Source organism: Pedobacter psychroterrae, from assembly GCF_004331695.1.
Classification (GTDB): Bacteria; Bacteroidota; Bacteroidia; order Sphingobacteriales; family Sphingobacteriaceae; genus Pedobacter; species Pedobacter psychroterrae.
On record NZ_SJSL01000001.1, the window covers coordinates 666605 to 687897 of the forward strand.

At 43.7% G+C, this 21293-nt stretch carries 18 protein-coding genes; 10 read left to right on the plus strand and 8 right to left on the minus strand.

Annotated features, from left to right (window positions below):
• The 5 genes from EZ437_RS02775 to EZ437_RS02790 form a co-directional block, all read right to left on the minus strand.
• Positions 1-3228, minus strand: a complete 3228-nt coding sequence (locus EZ437_RS02775; protein ID WP_131593028.1) for a UvrD-helicase domain-containing protein — start codon at positions 3226-3228, stop codon at positions 1-3.
• A complete protein-coding gene (locus EZ437_RS02780; protein ID WP_131593030.1) occupies positions 3228-4931 on the minus strand; it encodes a glycoside hydrolase family 3 protein in 1704 nt (567 codons plus the stop codon). Before EZ437_RS02780 ends, EZ437_RS02775 begins: the two co-directional genes overlap by 1 nt.
• 116 nt (positions 4932-5047) lie before the next feature.
• Positions 5048-5215: a hypothetical protein gene (locus EZ437_RS21495; protein ID WP_165500326.1), complete on the minus strand. Its 168-nt coding sequence runs from the start codon at positions 5213-5215 to the stop codon at positions 5048-5050.
• Positions 5216-5300: 85 nt separating this feature from the next.
• Positions 5301-5942 (minus strand): porin family protein, encoded by a 642-nt coding sequence (locus EZ437_RS02785; RefSeq protein ID WP_131593032.1) that lies wholly within the window; start codon positions 5940-5942, stop codon positions 5301-5303.
• A 143-nt stretch (positions 5943-6085) separates the two neighbouring features.
• On the minus strand, positions 6086-6700 hold the full coding sequence (locus EZ437_RS02790) for a porin family protein (protein WP_131593034.1): 615 nt from the start codon (positions 6698-6700) through the stop codon (positions 6086-6088).
• Positions 6701-7000: 300 nt separating this feature from the next.
• Between EZ437_RS02790 and glpK the strand changes: the two genes are divergently transcribed.
• Positions 7001-8491, plus strand: a complete 1491-nt coding sequence (gene glpK / locus EZ437_RS02795; protein WP_131593036.1) for a glycerol kinase GlpK — start codon at positions 7001-7003, stop codon at positions 8489-8491.
• A gap of 27 nt (positions 8492-8518) precedes the next feature.
• Complete coding sequence (locus EZ437_RS02800) at positions 8519-9250, plus strand: MIP/aquaporin family protein (protein WP_131593038.1); 732 nt, start codon at positions 8519-8521, stop codon at positions 9248-9250.
• Positions 9251-9378: 128 nt separating this feature from the next.
• Here the strand turns inward: EZ437_RS02800 and EZ437_RS02805 are convergent, their stop codons facing one another.
• Positions 9379-11652: an alpha-L-rhamnosidase-related protein gene (locus EZ437_RS02805; RefSeq protein WP_131593039.1), complete on the minus strand. Its 2274-nt coding sequence runs from the start codon at positions 11650-11652 to the stop codon at positions 9379-9381.
• Positions 11653-11847: 195 nt separating this feature from the next.
• Between EZ437_RS02805 and EZ437_RS02810 the strand changes: the two genes are divergently transcribed.
• Both EZ437_RS02810 and EZ437_RS02815 read left to right on the plus strand, forming a co-directional pair.
• Positions 11848-12402 carry a thioredoxin family protein gene (locus EZ437_RS02810; RefSeq protein WP_131593041.1) on the plus strand — a complete coding sequence of 185 codons (555 nt, stop codon included), beginning with the start codon at positions 11848-11850 and terminating at the stop codon, positions 12400-12402.
• A 65-nt stretch (positions 12403-12467) separates the two neighbouring features.
• Complete coding sequence (locus EZ437_RS02815) at positions 12468-13016, plus strand: GNAT family N-acetyltransferase (RefSeq protein ID WP_131593044.1); 549 nt, start codon at positions 12468-12470, stop codon at positions 13014-13016.
• A 22-nt stretch (positions 13017-13038) separates the two neighbouring features.
• Here the strand turns inward: EZ437_RS02815 and EZ437_RS02820 are convergent, their stop codons facing one another.
• Positions 13039-13674, minus strand: coding sequence for an MgtC/SapB family protein (locus EZ437_RS02820; protein WP_165500327.1), 636 nt, complete (start codon positions 13672-13674; stop codon positions 13039-13041).
• 416 nt (positions 13675-14090) lie between these two features.
• Positions 14091-14726, minus strand: a complete 636-nt coding sequence (locus EZ437_RS02830; protein ID WP_131593048.1) for a WD40/YVTN/BNR-like repeat-containing protein — start codon at positions 14724-14726, stop codon at positions 14091-14093.
• Positions 14727-15492: 766 nt separating this feature from the next.
• Between EZ437_RS02830 and EZ437_RS02835 the strand changes: the two genes are divergently transcribed.
• From EZ437_RS02835 to EZ437_RS02860, 6 genes are all read left to right on the plus strand, one after another.
• The gene (locus EZ437_RS02835; RefSeq protein ID WP_131593050.1) at positions 15493-15942 is read left to right on the plus strand and encodes a class I SAM-dependent methyltransferase; all 450 of its coding nucleotides are present in this window, start codon (positions 15493-15495) and stop codon (positions 15940-15942) included.
• Positions 15943-16251: 309 nt separating this feature from the next.
• Positions 16252-16746, plus strand: a complete 495-nt coding sequence (locus tag EZ437_RS02840; RefSeq protein WP_131593052.1) for a DinB family protein — start codon at positions 16252-16254, stop codon at positions 16744-16746.
• 28 nt (positions 16747-16774) lie between these two features.
• Positions 16775-17128, plus strand: coding sequence for a VOC family protein (locus EZ437_RS02845; protein WP_131593054.1), 354 nt, complete (start codon positions 16775-16777; stop codon positions 17126-17128).
• A 113-nt stretch (positions 17129-17241) separates the two neighbouring features.
• Positions 17242-19647 carry a TonB-dependent receptor gene (locus EZ437_RS02850; RefSeq protein ID WP_131593055.1) on the plus strand — a complete coding sequence of 802 codons (2406 nt, stop codon included), beginning with the start codon at positions 17242-17244 and terminating at the stop codon, positions 19645-19647.
• A gap of 16 nt (positions 19648-19663) precedes the next feature.
• The gene (locus tag EZ437_RS02855; protein WP_131593056.1) at positions 19664-20626 is read left to right on the plus strand and encodes an NAD(P)-dependent alcohol dehydrogenase; all 963 of its coding nucleotides are present in this window, start codon (positions 19664-19666) and stop codon (positions 20624-20626) included.
• A 41-nt stretch (positions 20627-20667) separates the two neighbouring features.
• On the plus strand, positions 20668-21288 hold the full coding sequence (locus tag EZ437_RS02860) for a Crp/Fnr family transcriptional regulator (RefSeq protein WP_131593057.1): 621 nt from the start codon (positions 20668-20670) through the stop codon (positions 21286-21288).
• Positions 21289-21293: the final 5 nt, after the last annotated feature.

The window sequence follows — 21293 nt, forward strand, 5'->3', positions numbered from 1 at the left end:
CTAAACTAATTTTAATTGTCCGGTAACTGCATAAAACAAATAAGTCTTTACCGCAGTGTACCCCATGGCCAACAATAAACTTTTATAGTGGCTCACCTGCTCTATGTGCTTGTCACTTTCCTGCTGTGTGAATTTATAATCAATAATGGTTACCGCCTCACCGTTTACCAATATTTTGTCCGGCCGGTAACTTTTTCCACTGGCGTCTATGATGCTTTTCTCATTCAGGCTTTCCTTGCTCAGGCTCAGGATCTGCTGTAGACCGGCGTGCTGTAACACTGAAATGGCCTGCTGCTTTAAATATGGAAGCTCTTCTTGTTTAAAAATCCCTTCCAGCAACATTTCCTGTAATACTGCATCTGCTTCTTCCGGAGACGCAGCCCTGGCAAGCACTTCATGCAATATGGTGCCGGTCCTGCCCGCACTTTCACCGGTAAGCAGGTCAATGTCCCTGCGCTTCAAACCGGCATCAAATACCTGGCTGAGCCGGTTGGACAAGGGATAACAAGCAATCTCTATTTCATTCCGCAGTGTTTCCTTTTCGGGAATGGCCGGAACTGCCTCATCTGTCAGGAAGACTCCTTCGGCAGATAGGCGCGCTTCATACACCCTATACAGCAGATTGCCTATATTGGTGATGGTGTCTCCCTTTTTACCCATTGTACTGATGTACAAATATTCTTTTGAACGCGTAGTAGCTACGTAGAGCATATTCAGCGCGTCCATGTTATTGTACAGCAATTCTTCAAAGTAGGGCTTGGCTACACCCGAACGGCCCAGGTCTTTATTATATTTCAAAGGGATACTGTTCAGGTGATGATAGGGTGTATTTGCAGAAGGCACCCAAAATATCCCGTTCACTTTGCCGTTAATGTCCCAATTGCAAAAAGGCAGCATGACTGCTTTAAATGCCAGTCCTTTAGATTTATGTATCGTAATCACCTGGACGGCATCCGCATTATCTGACGAAGGCAATGTTTTCCGTGCGCCTTCTTCTTCCCAAAAGGAAAGAAATGCGGCAATTCCTTTTTCGCCGTGCTGTGCAAAACTTCCTGCAAGGTCCCTGAACGCAAAAAGATACGGCAGGTGTGCTGCATATTGTGGTTCATGGAGCGCATAGGCTTCAATGATCTTCTCCAGTAATGCAGGAAGTGGCTGCTGCATCCAGAGCTGCCAATTGGCGCACAGTTCAGCCGGCAACAGGTCGCCCAATTGCGACAAAGTCTTAAAATTCAGGTTAAAGTAATGCGCCGGTTTTACCTCCCGCTGCTGCAATTTAGCATACAGACTGAGGCAATTCGCTTTGTACAAGGCCGTGTTTTCCGACCAGCCACCCATCACCTGCAAGGTATTCAGGATCAGTTTCACAGCACTGTTGTTGTTCAGCAACAGCGCTTCGCCCGAGATCACCTCAATGCCATGTTCCATCAGGGTCTCTACGGTAGCCACCGCCTCCGAATTGGACCGCACCAACACACAGATGTCTTTTAACTGATAGCCCTTTACTGCTACCAGGTTCCTAAGCTCTGCTATCATTCTCGCCAAAGAAGCGGCCCTGAAGGTAGTTTTAGTCAGTGCATTTCCCTCCCCGTCATCTTTTAGCACGTTAAAGATAACCGTACCGCCAGCTAAAGTAAAAGGAGTAGTTTTCTGTCCGGATGCTGCATATACCTTTTTTACGATCTGGTCAAAGCCTCTTGTCTGCCACCAGGCTGCTAGCTCCTTGTCTTCCAGTTCCCCGATCGTACCGTTCAGATAAGTCTGCATCAGCTCGGGCAAGCGCTTAAACAGATCATTGTTAAACGCAATGATATTTTGTGTACTCCTGTAATTCTCTTCCAGGCTCTCTTCTATCACATTGTGAACCTGCACATCCTCCCGGGCCTGTTGATGAAGGATGTTCCAGTCTCCGTTGCGCCACCTGTAGATCGACTGCTTGGTGTCTCCAACGATCAGGTGATCTATCAGCTTGCCGCTTGGTGAAGCGATGGCATTGCTCAGCAGCGACTTAAAGCTGTGCCACTGATTCGCAGAAGTATCCTGAAACTCGTCGAACAGGAAGTTACGGTACCGGTTGCCCATTTTCTCCCATATAAAAGAGGGATTGTCATTTGCATCATCTGTGATCCCTTTCAGCAGCGTCTGTGCATCACTGATCAGGAGATTGGGGCTTTCATTTCGGTAAGCTTTCAGCAGACTTGCCATCTCCTGCATCAGGCGCAGGTAGTACAGATTTTTATTAAAAGCCTGTGCCAGCAAATAGCCGGGAAGCCCTTCCTGATAAGTATTTACCAAGCGGGTAATCACAGGGTTCAGTTCCTCATAAGCGCCAGTGACCGTTCCTTTCTGAAACCACTCATCCGGCTGGTCAACAAGTTTGGCCAATGTGCTGATCTTAGCCAGCTCACCATCCCTGATCTTTGCAAGGTTACTTAAGGGCGATCTTGACTTCCCTTTGAGGTCTGATACATCCAGCCCCTCTACCTGAAATATCTCCAATGCCTCCATAGCAAGCTCCTTCACGGCAGCTTCAAAGGTCTCCATTCCCAGCCGGGTGAGTGTATTGTAGTCTTTAAACAAGAGGTCAAGATCTGCCGCATCGCCCAGTCCTTTTATTGCTTCCTCAAAAGGCTGGTAGCGTTCTTTAAATATCTCGTCGGTCAGGTTGATCAGTTCGCGCCTGTAGTTCCAGCTCAGGTTATTGTTGATGCGGTCCAGCGCCAGGTCTATGATCCACTGCAACAGCACCGGGTTTTTGTCCAGCGCCCTGTCCAGCCGCTCCGCCAGTTCATTCTTTACCTTATCATAGTTCATTTCCAGGCCGTAACCGGCATCCAGGCCCAGTTCAAAAGCAAAACCACGGATCACCTTCTGGACAAAACCATCTATCGTGCTTACCGAAAAACGGTTATAGTCATGCAGGATCTTTCTATAAATGATGTCTGACCGGAGCTTCAGGCTATCAGTCTGGAGTTCAGGATGTGCTTTCAGCACAATGTCCCGGTAATCATTTATCTTCTTTGAATAGTTTCCCTCAGCAAATCCTTTGAGCACCTCCATGATCCTGGACTTCATTTCCTCCGTAGCCTTATTGGTAAAGGTTACGGCGAGTATTTCCCGGTACTTGTTTTCTCCGGAAAGCAGCAGTGTCAAATAATGGGCAGTCAGGCTGAAGGTTTTTCCCGATCCGGCCGAAGCCTGTAATATTTTAAGGGGCTGCTGTTGCATCACTCCCCGTCCCCATATTTAAAGAACGTACCCACGGTAACAGGTAGTTTACCGGTAGGTACCAATTGGTTTTTAAATACCGAAGCGGCAGCATGCTGCATAAAGTCGTCTTTCTGATACGCGACCAGCAACCCCTTGCTGCTTTCAAGTCCCGGCAGTGCTGCCAGGTTGTACGGATTGGCAAACAGGGCAAATATGGTTTGCTTTTTGGCCATGTCTTTTATAAACATTTTGAGGTCATCGCTCAGCACGATTCCGTTGCCGGGACGTATCCTGGTGTCGTGTATGCCGATAATCACCTGATCAAATGAACTAAGCCCGGCGAGTACCTTTGCAATCTGATTGGCATTCGCATTTCTGTCCAGCGTGTAGAATACCGAGTGCTGGTAGTGTGCACCAAGGTTGCGCTGAAAGGTAGTCACCGTAGGTGTACCTATACTGATGATTGCTGTTCTTTTTTCAGCAGTTAGCTGACGGATATTTTCTTTACCGCGCAATAGCGTTACCGAAGCATCGGCCAACTGCTGTTGCAGTACCAGGCTCTCCTGCCTTGTCACACCGGCCAGCACATTGTGCTCGTCTACCGTATCTTTTTTGTTCAGTCCTACCCAATACTTGGCTGCCAGGATCTTTTTTACGCTGGAATCTATCTGCGCCATGGTAACACGGTCCTGTCTGATCGCTTTGCGGACCAGGTTTATTGCCCGCTCACTATTCAGCGAAAGCTCTACGATGTCATTGCCGGCTATTACAGCCCTGACATCTGCTTCCCCATTGGGGAAATTCTTAACTACGCCTCCCATTCCCATGCCATCTGTAATGACCAGGCCTTTAAAACCAAGCTCCTTTTTCAGGATATCGGTCACAATAGGCCGGGATAAGCTCGAAGCCACATTGGGTTCAGCATCTAAGGAAGGAATGTTCATGTGTGCACTCATTACTCCGGTGGCTCCCTGCCTGATCAGTTCCCTGAAGGGGTACATCTCCAGGCTGTCCAGCCTTTCCCTCGTAAAGGTCAGTCGCGGAAGGTCGTAGTGTGAGTCTACATCAGTATCGCCATGGCCGGGGAAGTGTTTAAGGCTGGTCAGCAAGCCTCCATTCTGCATTCCCAGCATATAAGCTGCAGCTTTTACCGTTACGTTGTATTTATTTTCCCCGAATGAACGGTAGTTGATCACCGGATTCTTAGGATTGTTATTGATGTCTACTACAGGGCCCAGGTTCATGTGCATTCCTATGCGTTTAAAATCCTTCGCCACTTCCTGACCCATTTTATAGATCAGGTCCTTGTTCTGCACCGCACCCAGGGCCATCTGATACGGGTAGGAAACAGTACTATCCAGGCGCATACCCAATCCCCACTCACCATCAGAGGCAATGATCAAGGGTACTTTTGACATCGCCTGATAGGCGTTGGTTAATACCGCCTGTCTGCCCGGGCCTCCCTGAAAAAACACCACCCCGCCCAGCTTTTCCTTTTTAATGATCCGGCCTACAGAATCTTCATAAGCCTTACCTAAATTAGTATGTGCCCTTATAAAGAACAGCTGCGCGATCCGCTGTCTTCTGTTTAGTTTATGAAACACCGAATCCACCCATTCATTTTGAGCAGCTGAGGTTTCGGGAAAGGTTGTATTTTGTGCCTGTGTACATACAGCAGCAATTGAAAAAAGAGCAGTAACAGCTATTTGCTTAACATTCATTATCGGAACAGTTGGTTATATCCAAAGGTAATCAAAACATAAATAAAAAGGCCACCTGTATCAGGTGGCCTTAAGATAATAGGGAACATTATCCTCAACGTAAGGGATTAATGTCTTTAGCGTTTCCGCTCGTTATCTTTATTAGAGGTCTGGTCAGAACGCTGACCGCCCCCATTGGTAATGCCATTAATTTTTTTATCGTCTTTGGCATTGTGATGCATCCTGTCTGATGTGGGTTTACCCTGTTCATTGGAGGTAAACTTTTGATCCTGATTCGTTTTCATAGCGATTAAATTTAAGTTTAACTTTCTGATTTACTCAAGAGCATTGCTTAGTGTCATATATAACCCTTACTAGCTAAAGATTGTTTTAAAAAGAATAACCTAAAGACAATGCAAAGCCACTATTTTTCGCCCTGTCCTGTCCAATGTCTTCCTTCGATGCATTCTGAAAATCCATCATATATCTTGCATTGATGTTAAGGTTATCGCCTATTCTATACCCAATACCCGCAGCACCGCCCGCAAGGGACTTATTTAGGTTGTCAGTACTCGTATCATCGTCCTGCTCTTCTCCATTTACATGGAAGGTTGTTTTTTGCGAAACAAGAAAGGATACCTGAGGACCGGCGAAAATGGTAAGTTCAGGAGTAGCACGGAAACCGATCATAAAAGGCACATCAATATAATTTACTGTAGCCTCGATTTTGCCGGTTGTACCCAGCACCGTTTCTTCAACTTTACCTCCCTTTTGTGTAAAGGTTGCTTCAGGCAGGAAAGCGAAGCTGGCACCCAATGGAATCTCTGCATAAATACCAGCCTGGAATCCAACTTTATGTTTGGAATTATAATACTCATCAAGGAACTTAAACTCACCAAATTTGGAAAGATTTGCACCAGCTTTGATACCAAACCTGATCTGATCACCTGAAGCCGCCTGGGCTTTTACATCCGATTGAAAAGCCAGACTAAACGTAGCCAGACCTAATGCTATAACCAATAATTTTTTCATAATTTTCTCATTTAATGTAACCGCTATAGTGTAATAACCATGCCAAAATAGAAATATACCACCAGAATTGTATCAAATCTGATACAATCCCATAAAAAAAGCCGCTGATCAGGCGGCTTTCTCAATTAAAATTTAGGGGATAGTTAGAATTTAAGACCAAGGCCTACAGAGAATACCTGGTTTTTGTACTCAGGAGTTTCTCTACTGCCGTCTTCATTATTTTTTTGGAAGTCCAAAGCATAACGTCCGTGAAGGTCAATCTTGTCAGACAGGTCATACCTGAAACCGATCAGACCACCTACCAGACTTTTCTTGAACCTGTCAGACTCATCTTCGATGATGTCCTGATCTGTTTGTATGAATCCATTCTCAAACTTATTATTGGTTTTCATCAGGAAGGATACCTGCGGACCAACCACAAGATTCAATCCGCTTCCACCCAGGTTGACGGTAGCAAGGATTGGCACATCTATAAAATGTGTAGTTTGCGTAAACTCACCCACACCTGTAGTTGCTTTATAACCTTTAGTGGCATACAATAGCTCAGGGGTAAATGCAAGGCCCTTGATCAGGTTAATATCCAATGTGATACCTGCGTTAAAACCTGGGTTAACCTTGGTGTCGAAATTATTATTTCCATCTCCTTTGATGATATCAGGTACATTCAAACCTGCTTTAACACCAAATCTAATTGGACTCTGTGCGTTTACTACACCAGCTGTGAATAGGCCTATGGCCAGGATAATTATCTTTTTCATGTGTTTTTAAATTTAATATGATACATCATATATTGTTTCGGGGAGTGCTATGAAAGAAATGTGCCAATTTTTTCGGAAACGCTACAAACTTGTGCTCTTTATCAGCCAAATGCCTGTTAAACCAGTATATTAAGTATTTTTCTTTGGGGAGATTTCTGTTACAGGCCTTTTAAAAATCGTATTAAATTTAATACAATAAATAAATAGCTATTGGTAACAAATTTTCATATTGCTTCCTTTTACTTTCTAAAACGATTGCTTATACTTACGTTTTATTACATATTACGCCCAGTATAAATTATGAGTAAGTATATTTTATCATTTGATCAGGGAACCACAAGTTCAAGAGCAATTGTATTTAATAATGCAGGAACCATTGTTGCCATCGCCCAAAGAGAATTTGAGCAGCTCTATCCGCAGCCGGGATGGGTAGAGCACAATGCGATGGACATATGGTCTACGCAGGTAGGCGTTGCCACAGAAGCAATAATTAAAGCCGGGATCACACCGCAGGACATCGCCGCCATTGGCATCACCAACCAACGGGAAACCACGGTATTGTGGGACAAGATTACCGGCGAACCCCTGCACAATGCCATTGTATGGCAAGACAGGCGAACCTCTGCTTATTGCGACGAAATAAAAGACCGCGGACTGGCAAAAAACATTCAGGAAAAAACAGGCCTTATAGTAGATGCCTATTTCTCGGCTACCAAAATAAAATGGGTATTGGACAATGTAGCCGGCGCAAGAGAAAAAGCTGCAGCCGGACAAATTGCTTTTGGCACCATAGATTCCTGGCTGATCTGGAAACTGACCGACGGACGGGTACATGTAACCGATGTAACCAATGCATCCCGGACCATGATCTTCAACATCCACACACTTGAATGGGACCAGGAGCTGCTGGACCTGTTTGACATTCCCCGCAGCATTCTTCCGGAAGTAAAATCATCCAGCGAGGTTTACGGAGAGACAACCGGCAATGTACTTGCCGCCAAAATCCCGATTGCCGGCATTGCCGGAGATCAGCAGGCCGCATTGTTCGGTCAGATGTGCACAGAGAGCGGGATGGTCAAAAACACCTATGGTACCGGATGCTTTATGCTGATGAACATTGGGGATAAACCAATCCTGTCGAAAAACAACCTGGTGACAACCATAGCCTGGAAGCTCAACGGAAAAGTACAGTATGCCCTGGAAGGCAGTATATTTATTGGCGGTGCAGTGGTACAATGGCTCAGGGACGGGCTTGGCCTGATCTCCTCCTCAGCAGATGTGGAGGCCCTGGCCATGAAGGTAGCCGATACAGGTGGCGTATATTTAGTTCCGGCCTTTGCAGGTTTAGGCGCGCCACACTGGGACCAGGATGCGCGTGGAACCATCACTGGCATTACGCGTGGCACCAATGCTTCCCACCTGGCGAGGGCCGCTATAGAAAGCATCGCTTTTCAGACCATGGAAGTATTGAAAGCAATGGAAGCAGATTCAGGACACCCCATTAAAGAACTCAGGGTAGATGGTGGTGCCACCGCCAACGATATGCTGATGCAATTTCAGGCCGATGTGCTGGATACCAAAGTGATACGCCCACAGATAACCGAGGTGACTGCTTTAGGTGCCGCATACTTAGCCGGTCTGGCAGTGGGATTCTGGAACAGCATGGACGACATCAGCGGACAATGGAAGATAGACCGGAGCTTTGAAGCCGGGGCCGCAGAAAATATTGAACAACGCATTGAAGGCTGGAAGCTTGCTGTAAAAGCTGCTAAGGCCTGTACCGGTAAATAATATAAGACACCCATTAATTCAAATTATATGTCTCCTTTTTCAGCCGAAATTCTCGGCACGATGATCATGATCCTTTTAGGCAACGGGGTAGTTGCCAATGTAGTACTAAATGGTACAAAGGGTCACAATTCAGGATGGATGGTCATAACCAGCGCCTGGGCATTTGCCGTGTTTGCGGGGGTAGTTGTAGCCGGTCCGTACAGTGGTGCGCACCTCAATCCTGCAGTAACCATCGGCCTTGCCATAGCAGAAAAGTTCGACTGGGCGCAGGTGCCAGTCTACATAGCCGCCCAGTTTCTAGGTGCTATGGCAGGTTCTTTACTGGTATGGATCATGTATAAGGATTTTTATGCAGGCACTCCTGATCAGGGCGCTAAGCATGCTACTTTCTGTACAGCACCAGCTATCCCAAACAAGGTATCCAACTTAATCAGCGAGGTCATAGGCACATTTGTGCTGATCTTTGTGATCCTGTATTTCACCGATCCCGCCATGGGGACCGACAAAACCCCAATTGGCCTGGGCTCTATTGGTGCACTTCCTGTTACACTGCTGGTATGGGTAATCGGTTTGTCGCTGGGTGGCACCACAGGCTACGCCATCAATCCCGCGCGTGATCTTGGGCCCAGGATAATGCATGCGGTCTTGCCCGTAGCGGGCAAGGGAGGCAATAACTGGGGATATGCATGGGTTCCGGTAGCAGGGCCGCTGATCGGTTGCAGTATTGCTGCCTTATTGCACTTGTGGTTAAAGATATGACGGGGTGAAACTGGTTTTCGCATCAATCGCGCCTTAGCCATATTTTAGTCATACCTTGTTCGCAAATCGGGTACCTTTTTGCGAACAAGCCGCGAAGCAGCAGCGCAGCAAATAAGTATCAAGTACAATCAATAGGTCATTTCAAGAACATAATCTCCCGACGCTATTCCATCCATGCTGAGATAACCATCTTTGATCCTGGCTTTAATTGTTTCCCCGTTTAGTTTAACCTTAACACGCTTTCCTGTTTTCACAGGTAACTTTACATTTGCCGTAGTGGTAATTGGCACATTGAACTCCATGACATAGTCATTTTCGTTTTGTTTACAGGACATTCTGACGGTTCCGTTGATCGTTGGTACCGCAATTTCTGCCTGCTGAAGCGATCCGATCTGAGGCTTAAGTTGTATTTTCTTCCAACCGGGTGCAAGCGGTGTGATGCCCATCAGCTTTCTGGGAATCACATTGGCAGGAACCGCTCCCCAGGCATGGTTCCAATCCTGATTTGGCTTAAATTTATTATCCCAGGCTTCCATCGTAACCGTACTTCCTGCCCTGATCATATTGTACCAGCTGCGGTCTTCCTGAGAGGTCAGCAATTTTAGGCCGTATTGCCCGTCTCCTGCATCGTAGACAGCGTCCATTAAAAACTGGCTCCCATAAACGCTGCATGCCATTCCGCGCGAACGGATAAAATCATTTACTGCAGCCATTTTAGCAGATGGAACCAGACCGAAAGCCATGGCCATCATGTTGCTGTGCAGGGAAGCATGGTCTGCCCCTACACCATCAGCGTAAGCTTTCTTTTGCGCATTCCATAAAAGCTTTTGGAAAGCCATATGGGTTTCTTCTGCTAAAGTCTTAAATATTATCTGATCTTCCTTTTTACCTAATTTTTCAGCTAGCACCGCCATATCGAGTAATGCTTTATAATGAAAGGCATTCACCACAGTATTGTATTCAGAAAATACGAAACCGTCTGTTTCTCCATTGCCCGTCATTCCAAATCCACCGGTGTGCGGCCAGTCTACGATGTCCTTGATGGCTTCTCCGTCGTAATGAATCGCAGACATCAGCGACTTGGATTGCTTACCTGTTTTAGTACTGATCAGGCCATTTTTTTCACGAAGTGGGATCAGCAGCTTTGCTTTTAGGTCATCATAATAGAATTGGGCCGACCGGATATCCCCAGTATACAGGAAATCATTGTAAGCCATGAGCACAGACTGCAAGATCCATTCTGTAGGCCAGGTGGCATTGTGCAAAAGATGCTCGTGCGAGCGGCGCGCCAGGCTATATTCTTTGTCGACGCTGTAGTGGCTCAACTGATTAATATAGGCGTCGGCCTCGTAGGCAATCCTTTCCCGGTCTCCGTCCACATAAATTCCGGCGAATGAGGTTGCTTTCATACTGTATTTGCATAGTTCCCAGACTGCATTGAGTACGGTATCTGAGCTTTTAAAATAAGCAGCCTGATCATTGAAAGGGTAATGCACGGTAGCACGGACTGCATCATGAAAGGCCAGTACTGTCGGCAGGCCTGCTACTTCGACGTAGCGAAAGGGTAAGACTTCACCGATGTAATCGGGCATTTTAACCGCTTTCAGCCCGGTATTGCGCGGATCAGGTTTAAAAGCAATGGCATAGGTATGTCTGCCTTTTTTTAGCGGCAATTGGTAAGCAGCGTAACGGATGGTACCCCCCGGTGCCCGGTTGATCTCGCCATTGGCCTTGATGGCCTCGCCAAACCTGACGGTCAGGGTATCGGTACTATTCATGCTTTCTATGCTGAGCTTTAACTGCCCGAAAGAAGCGCGTCCGAAATCTAAGCGGTTGATATTTTCTATATAGGATATTTTTTGCGGGTTTTCGTCTGTCTTTTGAAGTGGATAATAGGAGGTCCGGTATTCATGAAGTGTTTCCGCTGTGCGGAACCTAGAGATGGACGACCAGGCAGAGGGCTGGTCTTGCTGGTCAAAAGTCATGACGCGCCAGAAATATACTTTATTCGTTTGCAAATCGGGACCTGCATATGGGATGTTTACTGATTCAGCAGACAGGACTTTACCAGAATCCCATAACAGGACTTTGTTTGCTTTTAGACTGTCGGGATTGTGGGAAATGACAATGCGATATGCTGTTTGTACCAACTTATTCTTATTCCCGGTCAGTTCCCAGCCAAATACAGGCCGCTTATTCAGTATCTGTGTGTGAATGGCCTTCGCATCCTGATACCCAAAGACCGGGTACCCGTTTACCACATCCAGATCTGCGTGCGACAGATGGTCTACTTTAAGATTTTGCACTTTCAATTGCTGAGCTTGTACTACATTTCCGCACAGGAAGCAGGCCAGGCCAAGCGTTAACAGAACGCTCTTACGTACTGACAGTAATTTTAACATGTTTCAGAAATTAACTTTAATGTATTTGGTTTGGCAAACTTGCTCAAGTTAAAAAGAATCCCTTTCATTTGGTCTTTTAATTAATAATTTGTCATAAGCTGATTTATGGCATTTTGCAGACCGGGCAAATGCGAATAAATTATCAGATTTGTATGGCTATAGGGATGTAGCCTATACTTCTAAATTTTTGAAATTATGGACTTTCAGCAATACCAGGATCATTTTCAGGAGATTTTATCTAATCCAAATGCCCCTGCACCTTACAATAACCTCGACTATCTGGACTATGCAAAATTAAACTGGACGCGCCAGCAGCGCTGGTTGAAGACAGGGGTGGTTGATCCGGTGCTTGCCGATGTAATCTCGAAGATTGATGTTCCCCAGCAGTGGATTATCATTACGGAGCCCTGGTGTGGCGATGCTTCCCATACGGTGCCGTTTATCTATAAGCTAAGTATGCTAAACCCTTTGATCAGTGCTTCATACCAGCTAAGAGATGCAGAACCGTTCTTAATCGAGCGATACCTTACCAACGGTGGAAAATCTATTCCAAAATTGATCATCAGGGATGAAGCAGGAAAAGACCTGGTAGTCTGGGGTCCTCGACCTGCAGCATGTCAGTTGATTTATAGTGAGCTGACGGCAGCAAAAGCCGACTTTGGCACTGTCAAAACGGTACTGCAAAAATGGTATAATGCCGATAAAGGGAAAAGCTTTCAGCGGGAATTGCTTATTAGTATTCTGCCATAGATTGATCTTTGATCGCGATTAATGGTTAATTCCGATAAAATTCTACTTTTGTTAGAACAGTAGTTATGAAGACCTTTGCAGAAACAGACCGCATTATATTAAGAGAAATTGTAGCAACCGATGCTCCGGCTTTTTTTGAAATGGATGCAGATCCTGAGGTGCATACCTATTTGGGCAGTACTCCATTGGAAAGCATTGATCAGGCAATAGCTGCTATTAAGCATATAAGAGCGCAGTATGGAGAGCTCGGAATAGGTCGCTGGGCGATAGTAGATAAAGAAACCAATGAATTTGTAGGATGGGGAGGGTTAAAGTTCAGGCAGGATACCGTAAATGGACATACAAATTTTTATGATGTTGGTTACAGGTTGCGCAAGAAATTTTGGGGAAAGGGATACGCTACCGAGTCTGCAAAAGCAAGTATCAGGTATGCATTTGAAACACTTAAGCTGGACGCTGTATTTGCCCTGGCCAATGTGGACAATATTGCCTCCAGAAAGGCATTGCTTAAATCAGGACTGAAAATTACTGCGGAGCTGACACATGAAGGAATAGCCTGTCACTGGTTTGAGATATCCAGGGCAGATTATGAGTCAGTAAGCATTAAAGTATAATGCAGCCGTAATAAACCATCTTTTATTTGAAACTAATGATTTCTGACATGCTTGCCAGGGTTTCATTTAGCCTTAACAGATACTTTTTCTTACCGGAAACTTGCCAGATCACCGTTAACGTATCGTGGTCTTTACTTACCTGAAGCCGCTCTATACCCAGATTTTCTGAGTTTAATTTTTCTTCCAGCGACTGGATCTGGGCGAAATCAGCATTTCTAAAAGTTACGCTTAGCATTTTTTGTCTTTGAAGCTTTCCGATGAACCGCTCTACCCTACTCATTAATAACAAAATTCCAAGTGTGATCAGTGTGAATAGAAAGGCAAGCGCATGGTAGCCAATTCCTGTGGTCATTCCTATGGCTGCTGATGTCCATATTACGGCGGCTGTGGTTAATCCGCGTACGGAAAACTGATCTTTGAATATCACGCCAGCTCCGATAAAACCGATACCAGTGATGATGTTGGCCGATATCCTGTCGTCGGCACCGGCACCATGCCTGGAAACGATGGTAAAGATGGTTGATCCTAAGGTGATCAATACGATTGTGCGAAAGCCAGCCGACTTGTTCCTATATTCCCGTTCGAAGCCAATAATGCCACCGCATAGTATGGCCATGCACATGCTTACAAGGTCTCCGGTTTCAATTGTAAAATCCATATATGCCATTACTCAATCTTGGTGCTCATGTAGCAAATGTAATTATTTACGGTTATGAATATGTAAACTGCTGCAATGTCAGTTAGTTTAACAAACCTATTTTATACACTTGCGGAAAAATTCTAGGTTAAGTTTTGAATGGAGGAAGATGGGAAAGCCGAAAGTTATTAATAATTCTGGATAAAATTGATTTCCTCATTGCACAACCATCCGAATGACTGCATATTAAATATCCGCCCATTTGTTTGATAGACGAAATGAACATCCACGGCGGAAGGGCGTCACTGATGATATCGATTCCCTGATTTCATGTTCCAGCTGTCTGAGGAAGAGTGGAATACTTTGATATCACAAATTGTGATATCAAACGCAAACGGAGGAAGAGGAGGAAGGTAGAGCAAGTGGAAAGATTTCCTTTAACATCCCGCACTCCCAGGAACTGCATATAATGCATTCCCCGAAACGTGGATCCTAAAAACTTTTTTAGGGGTAATTTCCTGTGTTCCTAAAAATTTAAAGTAGTTATGATCCTTTTCAACACTGGGATGAACACTAGTCCAGGTCTTACCCATATCAGCCGACCGGAATATACCATCCGAATGGCCACATACTAAATATTTGCCCATTTGTTTTATAGACGAAATGAACATCGAGGGCGGTAGGGCATCACTAATGACTTTCCAGGTTGCCCCATTATCCAAAGAAATATGGATCCTTCTGGACTTGGTTGTCGTATTGTAGGCTATTGCAGCAAATCCACCTTCGATACGCTCGATAGCTATACCCACGCCACCTTCTCTGATTACCCATTCCCAGTGTTTACCTTTATCAGTAGAACGCCTAATTCCTTCCGAGCCCGTAGAGATGAGCACACCTGCTGATTTAAAAGTATTGGTGGGCTTTTCAATTTCAGGAAGGCCTTCCCTGATCACCTTCCATGTTTTTCCACTATCAGTGGATTTGAGGACGGCTTCCTTTTCTTTTAGCACAAAAGAGTTTATTAGAAATAATACCAGGAGGATGGCAGGGACGAACACAAATAGTTTTTTCATTTTTTTAGATTTTAAGTATGATGGGTCAAAACTACTTTGATCGGTATCATCCGGGAGAATCTAGATTGTAAATTAAAATGTAAATTTTGTAAAATTAGTTTGAATCTCCTCAATGGCAGTTTGGACGGAGAGTTCTGTACCTAGAAGGTTGGAGTGATTTGAAAAAGAAGCTTCATGCTGAAGGAAGTGAACTGTACGAAGAAATCGTATAGTTGAAATTTGAGGCAGCAGATGTCAATGAAAACGTTACAAATTGTAACGGTTTTAAAGATAACTTATGGGTAGCCACAAAAGCCAATTTGTCTTTCCCCACTGCTGCTTCCTATTTGCATGATTTGCAGTCTGACTTCTGAGGTAAACTTTGTAGCAGCGCTTCACTTCTGCTTTGTGTTCTGCATGGTGTTATTCCTTATCTTCTATGTTATGCTCCTTATCTTGCAAGCCTTGCTCCTTATCTTGCATGGTTAACATATTTGGTCCTGGAGTATAATATGTCATTCTGCTTTTTCCATTTGCTGTTAACAAGTTTGCATCTCTTAGTGCCCTTAAGTCTGTACTTGATTTTAATATATCTGCTCCGCTTAATTGTCTATAGGTAGCATTATCAATAGCGCCAACTTCTTGCCTACTCTCCTATTCTCCAAACATTACTATATTAGCTTTATTAAACAGAATTAACGAGGTCGGCTTTTCTATGAAAGTTAATCCTTAGAAATGGAGCAAGAAAGAATTCATCGGACATCTAGGCAGGTTCCCTTATCAGTATATGGCACATAAAATATCTAAACGATTATTGGACAATGTCAATCTCCTGCCCCTTTCTGAAGGGATGCGCATTTTGGAAATTGGTTGTGGCCCGGGTACCGCTGCCAGAGAACTTGCAAATCGCTTGCATAACATTCACATACTGGCCATCGACAGTTCCGACAAAGCAATTGAGCAGGCAAGGAAATCGTCTCAGAAAGAAATTAGCGCTGGAAAGTTAAGCTTTCAACAAATTGCGATTGAAGATTTTGACATAAAAGCGGGTGATGAGAAATTTGACCTCATTTTTGCGATACGCGTAGGGGCTCTGGATGGCAGACATCCTGAGAAAGGCAAGCTGGCACTAAGAAATATTAATAAGGCACTGAAACCGGACGGCCAATTATTCGTCGATGGCATCTGTCAATGTAGCACCTACCGCCCAACAAATGAAAAAAGACATCCACGCTGACTTGCTCACAAAAAACAGGGGATGACCACTCCGTGTCCATCCCCCGTATCTAAATTAACGCTCTCGTATATATATACGGAGTGTGTTAGGCTTTAGTATCTTCTGTGATGATTTTTATTTTGCTTTATAGAAATAGAACAATTCTTTGACAATCCGGACCATCTGTCGACCCTTGCATCGCATATTGTGAAGATTGTATAAGGAAATGTAAACTACCCTAATTTTAGGTACGTCAGTCATAAGTCAAATCAACTTAACGACTAACCGAAACATGCGGATTCCTGTTAGCTTTAGGGAAATTTCAATTCAATGGATCATAGTGAACTAATGGTAAAAATAGCTTTGGCCGGCTGGAACACCCAGATTTCGAGGGCTGCGCAGACTTTTGATACTTTTTCGGATGCTGATTTTCAGCAGCAGGTTTCCCGTGGAAAGAACCGGATCATATACCTTTACGGCCACCTGGCCAGTTACCATGATGCGCTGAAGGAAACTCTTGGAATCGGTAAGCGGCACCGCCCGGAGCTTCATGCGCCGTTTTTACAAAATCCGGATGATTTGCAGGCGGTCATGCCTTCAGTTGCTGAACTGCGCGAATTCTGGAACAGCATTCATCTTGAGCTGGAGCAACTGTTCGCTTCGCTGTCCACAGAAGACTGGTTCAAGCGTCATAACGCAATGTCGGATGTGGACTTTGAAAAAGATCCTTCCCGCAACCGGCTGAGTGTATTGCTGAACCGGACGAACCATGTGGCTTATCATTTGGGCCAAGTCAAGCTGGTGAAGCCTGAGGTCTTGAGTTAAGCATTTATCCTTTTCTTAACAACGGATTATGAAAGTAAAACGAATTTTGACCAATATCAAAACAGATGAGCCGAGTCAGGCGGGGCAGTTTTACGAGACTATTTTCGGGATGAGCGTGGTTATGGATCAGGGCTGGATCATGACTTACGGGTCGGAAGAAAGAATGGATGTCCAAATTAGTTTTGCTTCTGAAGGTGGATCAGGCACGCTGGTGCCGGACATTTCCATTGAGGTCGATGACCTGGAAGAAGTGTTGCAAAGGTGTGCTTCAGCCGGAATTGAAATAGTGTACGGACCGGTTGAAGAGCCCTGGGGTGTTAAGCGGTTCTATGTACGGGATCCTTTTGGAAAACTGGTGAATGTGCTGGTACATATCGTATAGGAGTAAATTCCTTCTATGATTTAATGCGAGGCGATTTTCGTTTAATAACCGAAGTCAAGAAATATGTTTAAAACTTAGAGTTTTTTTGTACTCAATCTTTTAAACATACATACATGAAACCAATAGTTACAACCGTTTTATTTTTATGCTTCTTACTTACCTCGGCTTTCTCCCAAAATTTTAATCAAACCGTTAGGGGAGTAATCATGGATCAAGACAGTAAGCAGCCTATAGAAGGCACCACAATAACCATCGCTGGTAGTAACCCGCTAAAAGTTATACTAACCGACAAAGAAGGGAGCTTTAGGTTCGACAATATGCCAATTGGAAGAATTACGTTACATGTGTCAAACGTGGGATACGAAAAAATTATACTCCCTAATATTGTTGTTAATTCGGGCAAGGAAACAGTATTAAATATAAACATGCAGGAAGCTGTTGCCCAACTGGAAGGTGTAGTTTTAACTTTCGATAAAAACAAAGGTCAGCCCCTAAATGATATGATCCTGGTAAGTGGCCGGTCTATTTCTCCAGAACAGACGAATAGATATGCAGGCGGTTTCAATGATCCTTCGAGGATCTTGTCTAATTTTGCCGGGGTTACCAGTTCTCAGGACGGGAGCAACGATATTATTGTCCGAGGTAACTCTCCTAAATATCTTCAATGGCGGTTGGAGGGTATGCAAATTACAAATCCCAATCATTTTTCTGATCAAAGCGCCGTAAGTGGTTCTATTAGTGCGTTAAATAATAACTTGTTAGCAACTTCAGACTTTTACACCGGTGCCTTTTCAGCAGAATATGGAGACGTATTGTCCGGAGTGTATGATGTTAAACTAAGACAAGGAAATAACGAAAAATTCGAATCAACATTTGGTCTAGGTGTATTGGGCACAGAACTTACATTCGAAGGACCATTTAAAAAAGGCTATAAAGGTTCCTTTTTAGTGAATTATCGCTATTCTACTGTCTCGTTGATAAACAATCTCGGACTGGTGGAAGGCATAAACGGAGTATTAAATTTTCAAGATGCTGCTTTTAAAGTTGTATTGCCTACTAAGCAGGCTGGACTGTTTTCGTTTTTTGGATTGGCAGGTCTTAGTAATTTTCTGTTCAAAGATGTATCGCCTGCCCTGTGGCAAACACCCGGACGCAGGTTTGTGCCTAACAAAATAGGTGAAGACTATAATAAAGGCTCGCACCTTGCGAATCTGGGCATGAACCATACCTTGACGATAAATAAAAATAGCCATATTAATACCGGACTGTCTTTCTCGAGTGAAGGTATTGATGATGATGTTTTCGAGAATTTCAAAACCGACACGTCAGAAAGTAATCAACTAAATTTTAATGGCCGATTGATCAAATCGACATACAGGGGCGAAATTACCTACAACAACAAACTCAGTTCGAAACTTAAACTACAGGTGGGCACTAAATATGCGTTGCTAGACTATAGTTTCAATCAAAGTATGTTCAGAGACAGTTCGAACGTTAGATCGACATTGGTTAATTTCAACGAAAACATCAGTACGATTAGAAATTTTATTAGTTTTAGGTATAGATTTAATGAAAAGGTGACCACTGTATTTGGTGTGCAGAATATGAATGTTTTGCTGAACAACAAGCGTACAATCGAACCACGATTTTCATTGAATTGGGAACTAAGTAAGACTAGCGCGCTAAGTGTAGGCTATGGCAAACACAGTACAATGGAAAGCATTCACCATTATTACACCCAGGTGAAATTACCAGACGGAAACAATATAGCGCCTAATAAAGACCTTGATTTATTAAAGGCGCATCATTTCGTGCTCGGATACGAGAAACGTATTAGTAAAATAATGATGGTTAAGCTGGAAACGTATTATCAAGATCTTTATGACTTGCCGGTAGCAAATTCTAAAGGCAATATATTCACTACTATTAATGAGGGGCTTGATTTTCAATACCTGGACCTGGTAAACAAAGGAAGCGGTAAAAACTATGGAGTAGAACTAACTGTTGAACGCTTCTTTAACAAAAATTTCTATTATCTTATGAATGCTTCGGTATATAATTCGACCTACAAGGCTCTTGATGGGATCGAACGTAATACACGGTTCAATGGAAACTACCTGGTAAATGCTCTTTTTGGTAAAGATTTTCCAAAACTTGGTAAGGCGCAAAATAAGACAATCAGCTTCAATAGCAGGGCATTTTTTGGAGGAGGTAAAAAAATAATTCCGTTGTTAAGGGGTGCAGATGGGAATTTGGCTGTAGACCCCGCCAACAATAGATTTTATGATTATAGTAAGGCATATGAAAATGACCTCCAGGATATCTATCAAATTACGATGTCCTTTAGTTATAAGATCAACAAACCAAGGGCCACCCACGAAATTTTTCTTAATATAGAAAATGTTACCAATAACAGGGGCCGACTTACTGAATTTTACGATCCCGGAGAACCTGGCGCTGTTGGTTATATGAAACAGGGAGGAGTGTTCCCCAATTTGATGTACAGGGTTTATTTTTAATTGATTTATGGATAAGATGAAAGCCGCAATAAGGTACGAATACTGTGCTCCAGATCTACTGGAAATTGCCAGGGTAACTTTGCCAAGGCTCGGCGAAGACGAAATTTTAGTGAAAGTAAAGGCCACTACGGTAAACCGGACTGATTGTGGAGTACTTACAGGAAAGCCTTGGGCAATACGGCTTTTTATTGGTTTGTTCAAACCTGTTCGCCCGGTAACGGGAACTGATTTTGCGGGAATTGTGGTAGACAAGGGGAACAATGTAGACCAATTTGAAGTTTGCGACCAGGTATATGGCTTTTATGATCAGGGCTTAAGTTCACATGCTGAATATGTAGCGGTGTCAACAAAAAAAGCAATACTTAAAAAACCCGAAAATGTGACCTTTGAACAAGCAGCAGCCAGCCTGGAAGGAGCACACTATGTTTTTTATTTCTTAAAAGATCTTAAGTTGAATGCTGGAGATCGAATTCTTATCAATGGGGGAACTGGGGCTATTGGCAATGCGGCCCTACAATTTTTAAAGCATTTTAATGTACGCGTAACCGTAACCTGTGAAACTGAATTTGTGGAAGTATTAAAATCACAGGGGGCTGAAAGGGTAATTGATTATCTGAAAGAAAATTTTACTACAATTAATGAACAATTCGATTATGTTTTTGATGCAGTTGGGAAAAGTAGTTTTGGAAAATGCAAGCCCCTGCTGAAGCCAAAAGGGATCTACATATCGTCTGAACTAGGGAAAAATTGGCAAAATCCTTTCCTTGCCTTAATATCTCCCCTTATGATAGGGAAAAAAGTGAAATTTCCGGTTCCATACTCAGCAAAACGTAGCATGACGTTTATCAATAAGCTTATTTCGAATGGGGAGTTCGTTCCTTTAATAGATCGAAAATATAGATTTGAGGATATTGCAGAAGCGTATCGTTACGTACAAAGCGGGCAGAAAAAAGGAAATGTGGTAATTACTTTCGATTAAACTTTATTGGAGTTATATCAGAATTATCGTAATTTTAATAGATGAAATTTGATAATACAACAGATCTTGACCAGGAGGTATTAGCGTTCAGAAAGTCTTTAATTAGCAATGATTACAATACGCAAGAAGAAAAGGACTTTTTTGCAGACAAAATTTTTGTTAAAAAAGTTAAAAAAGGCGAATTTCTTTTAAGAGAAGGTCAGTTCCTCAAAGCCTCATACCATTTGTTTAAAGGATGCATCAGGGAATATTATCTCAAAGACGGTGAAGAAAAGACTGTGGAATTTTATACCGCTGGTGATAGCCTTACTGTTGACGTAAATAATGCCCACCGGCTTCCAAGTGCTGTGAGCTGGGAGTGCGTATCCGAAAGTATCATTTCAATTTTCACCTTCGAAGTTGAAAGGGAGATGTTTCGAAGGTTTCCCCGATTAGAGTCGATGTGCAGGATGGAAATCGAAAAGCAATATTCAAATTACAAAACAGAAGTAAACAACTACCTTTCTTCCAGCCCTGGCGAGCGTTATGAGAATTTAATGAAAACAAAACCTGAGATTTTTCAATTCGTTCCGCAATATCATATTGCCAGCTACCTCGGCGTGAAGCCCGAATCGTTAAGTAGAATAAGAAGCCGTTTACGTACCTCTTCAACCTACAAGTAAATCGC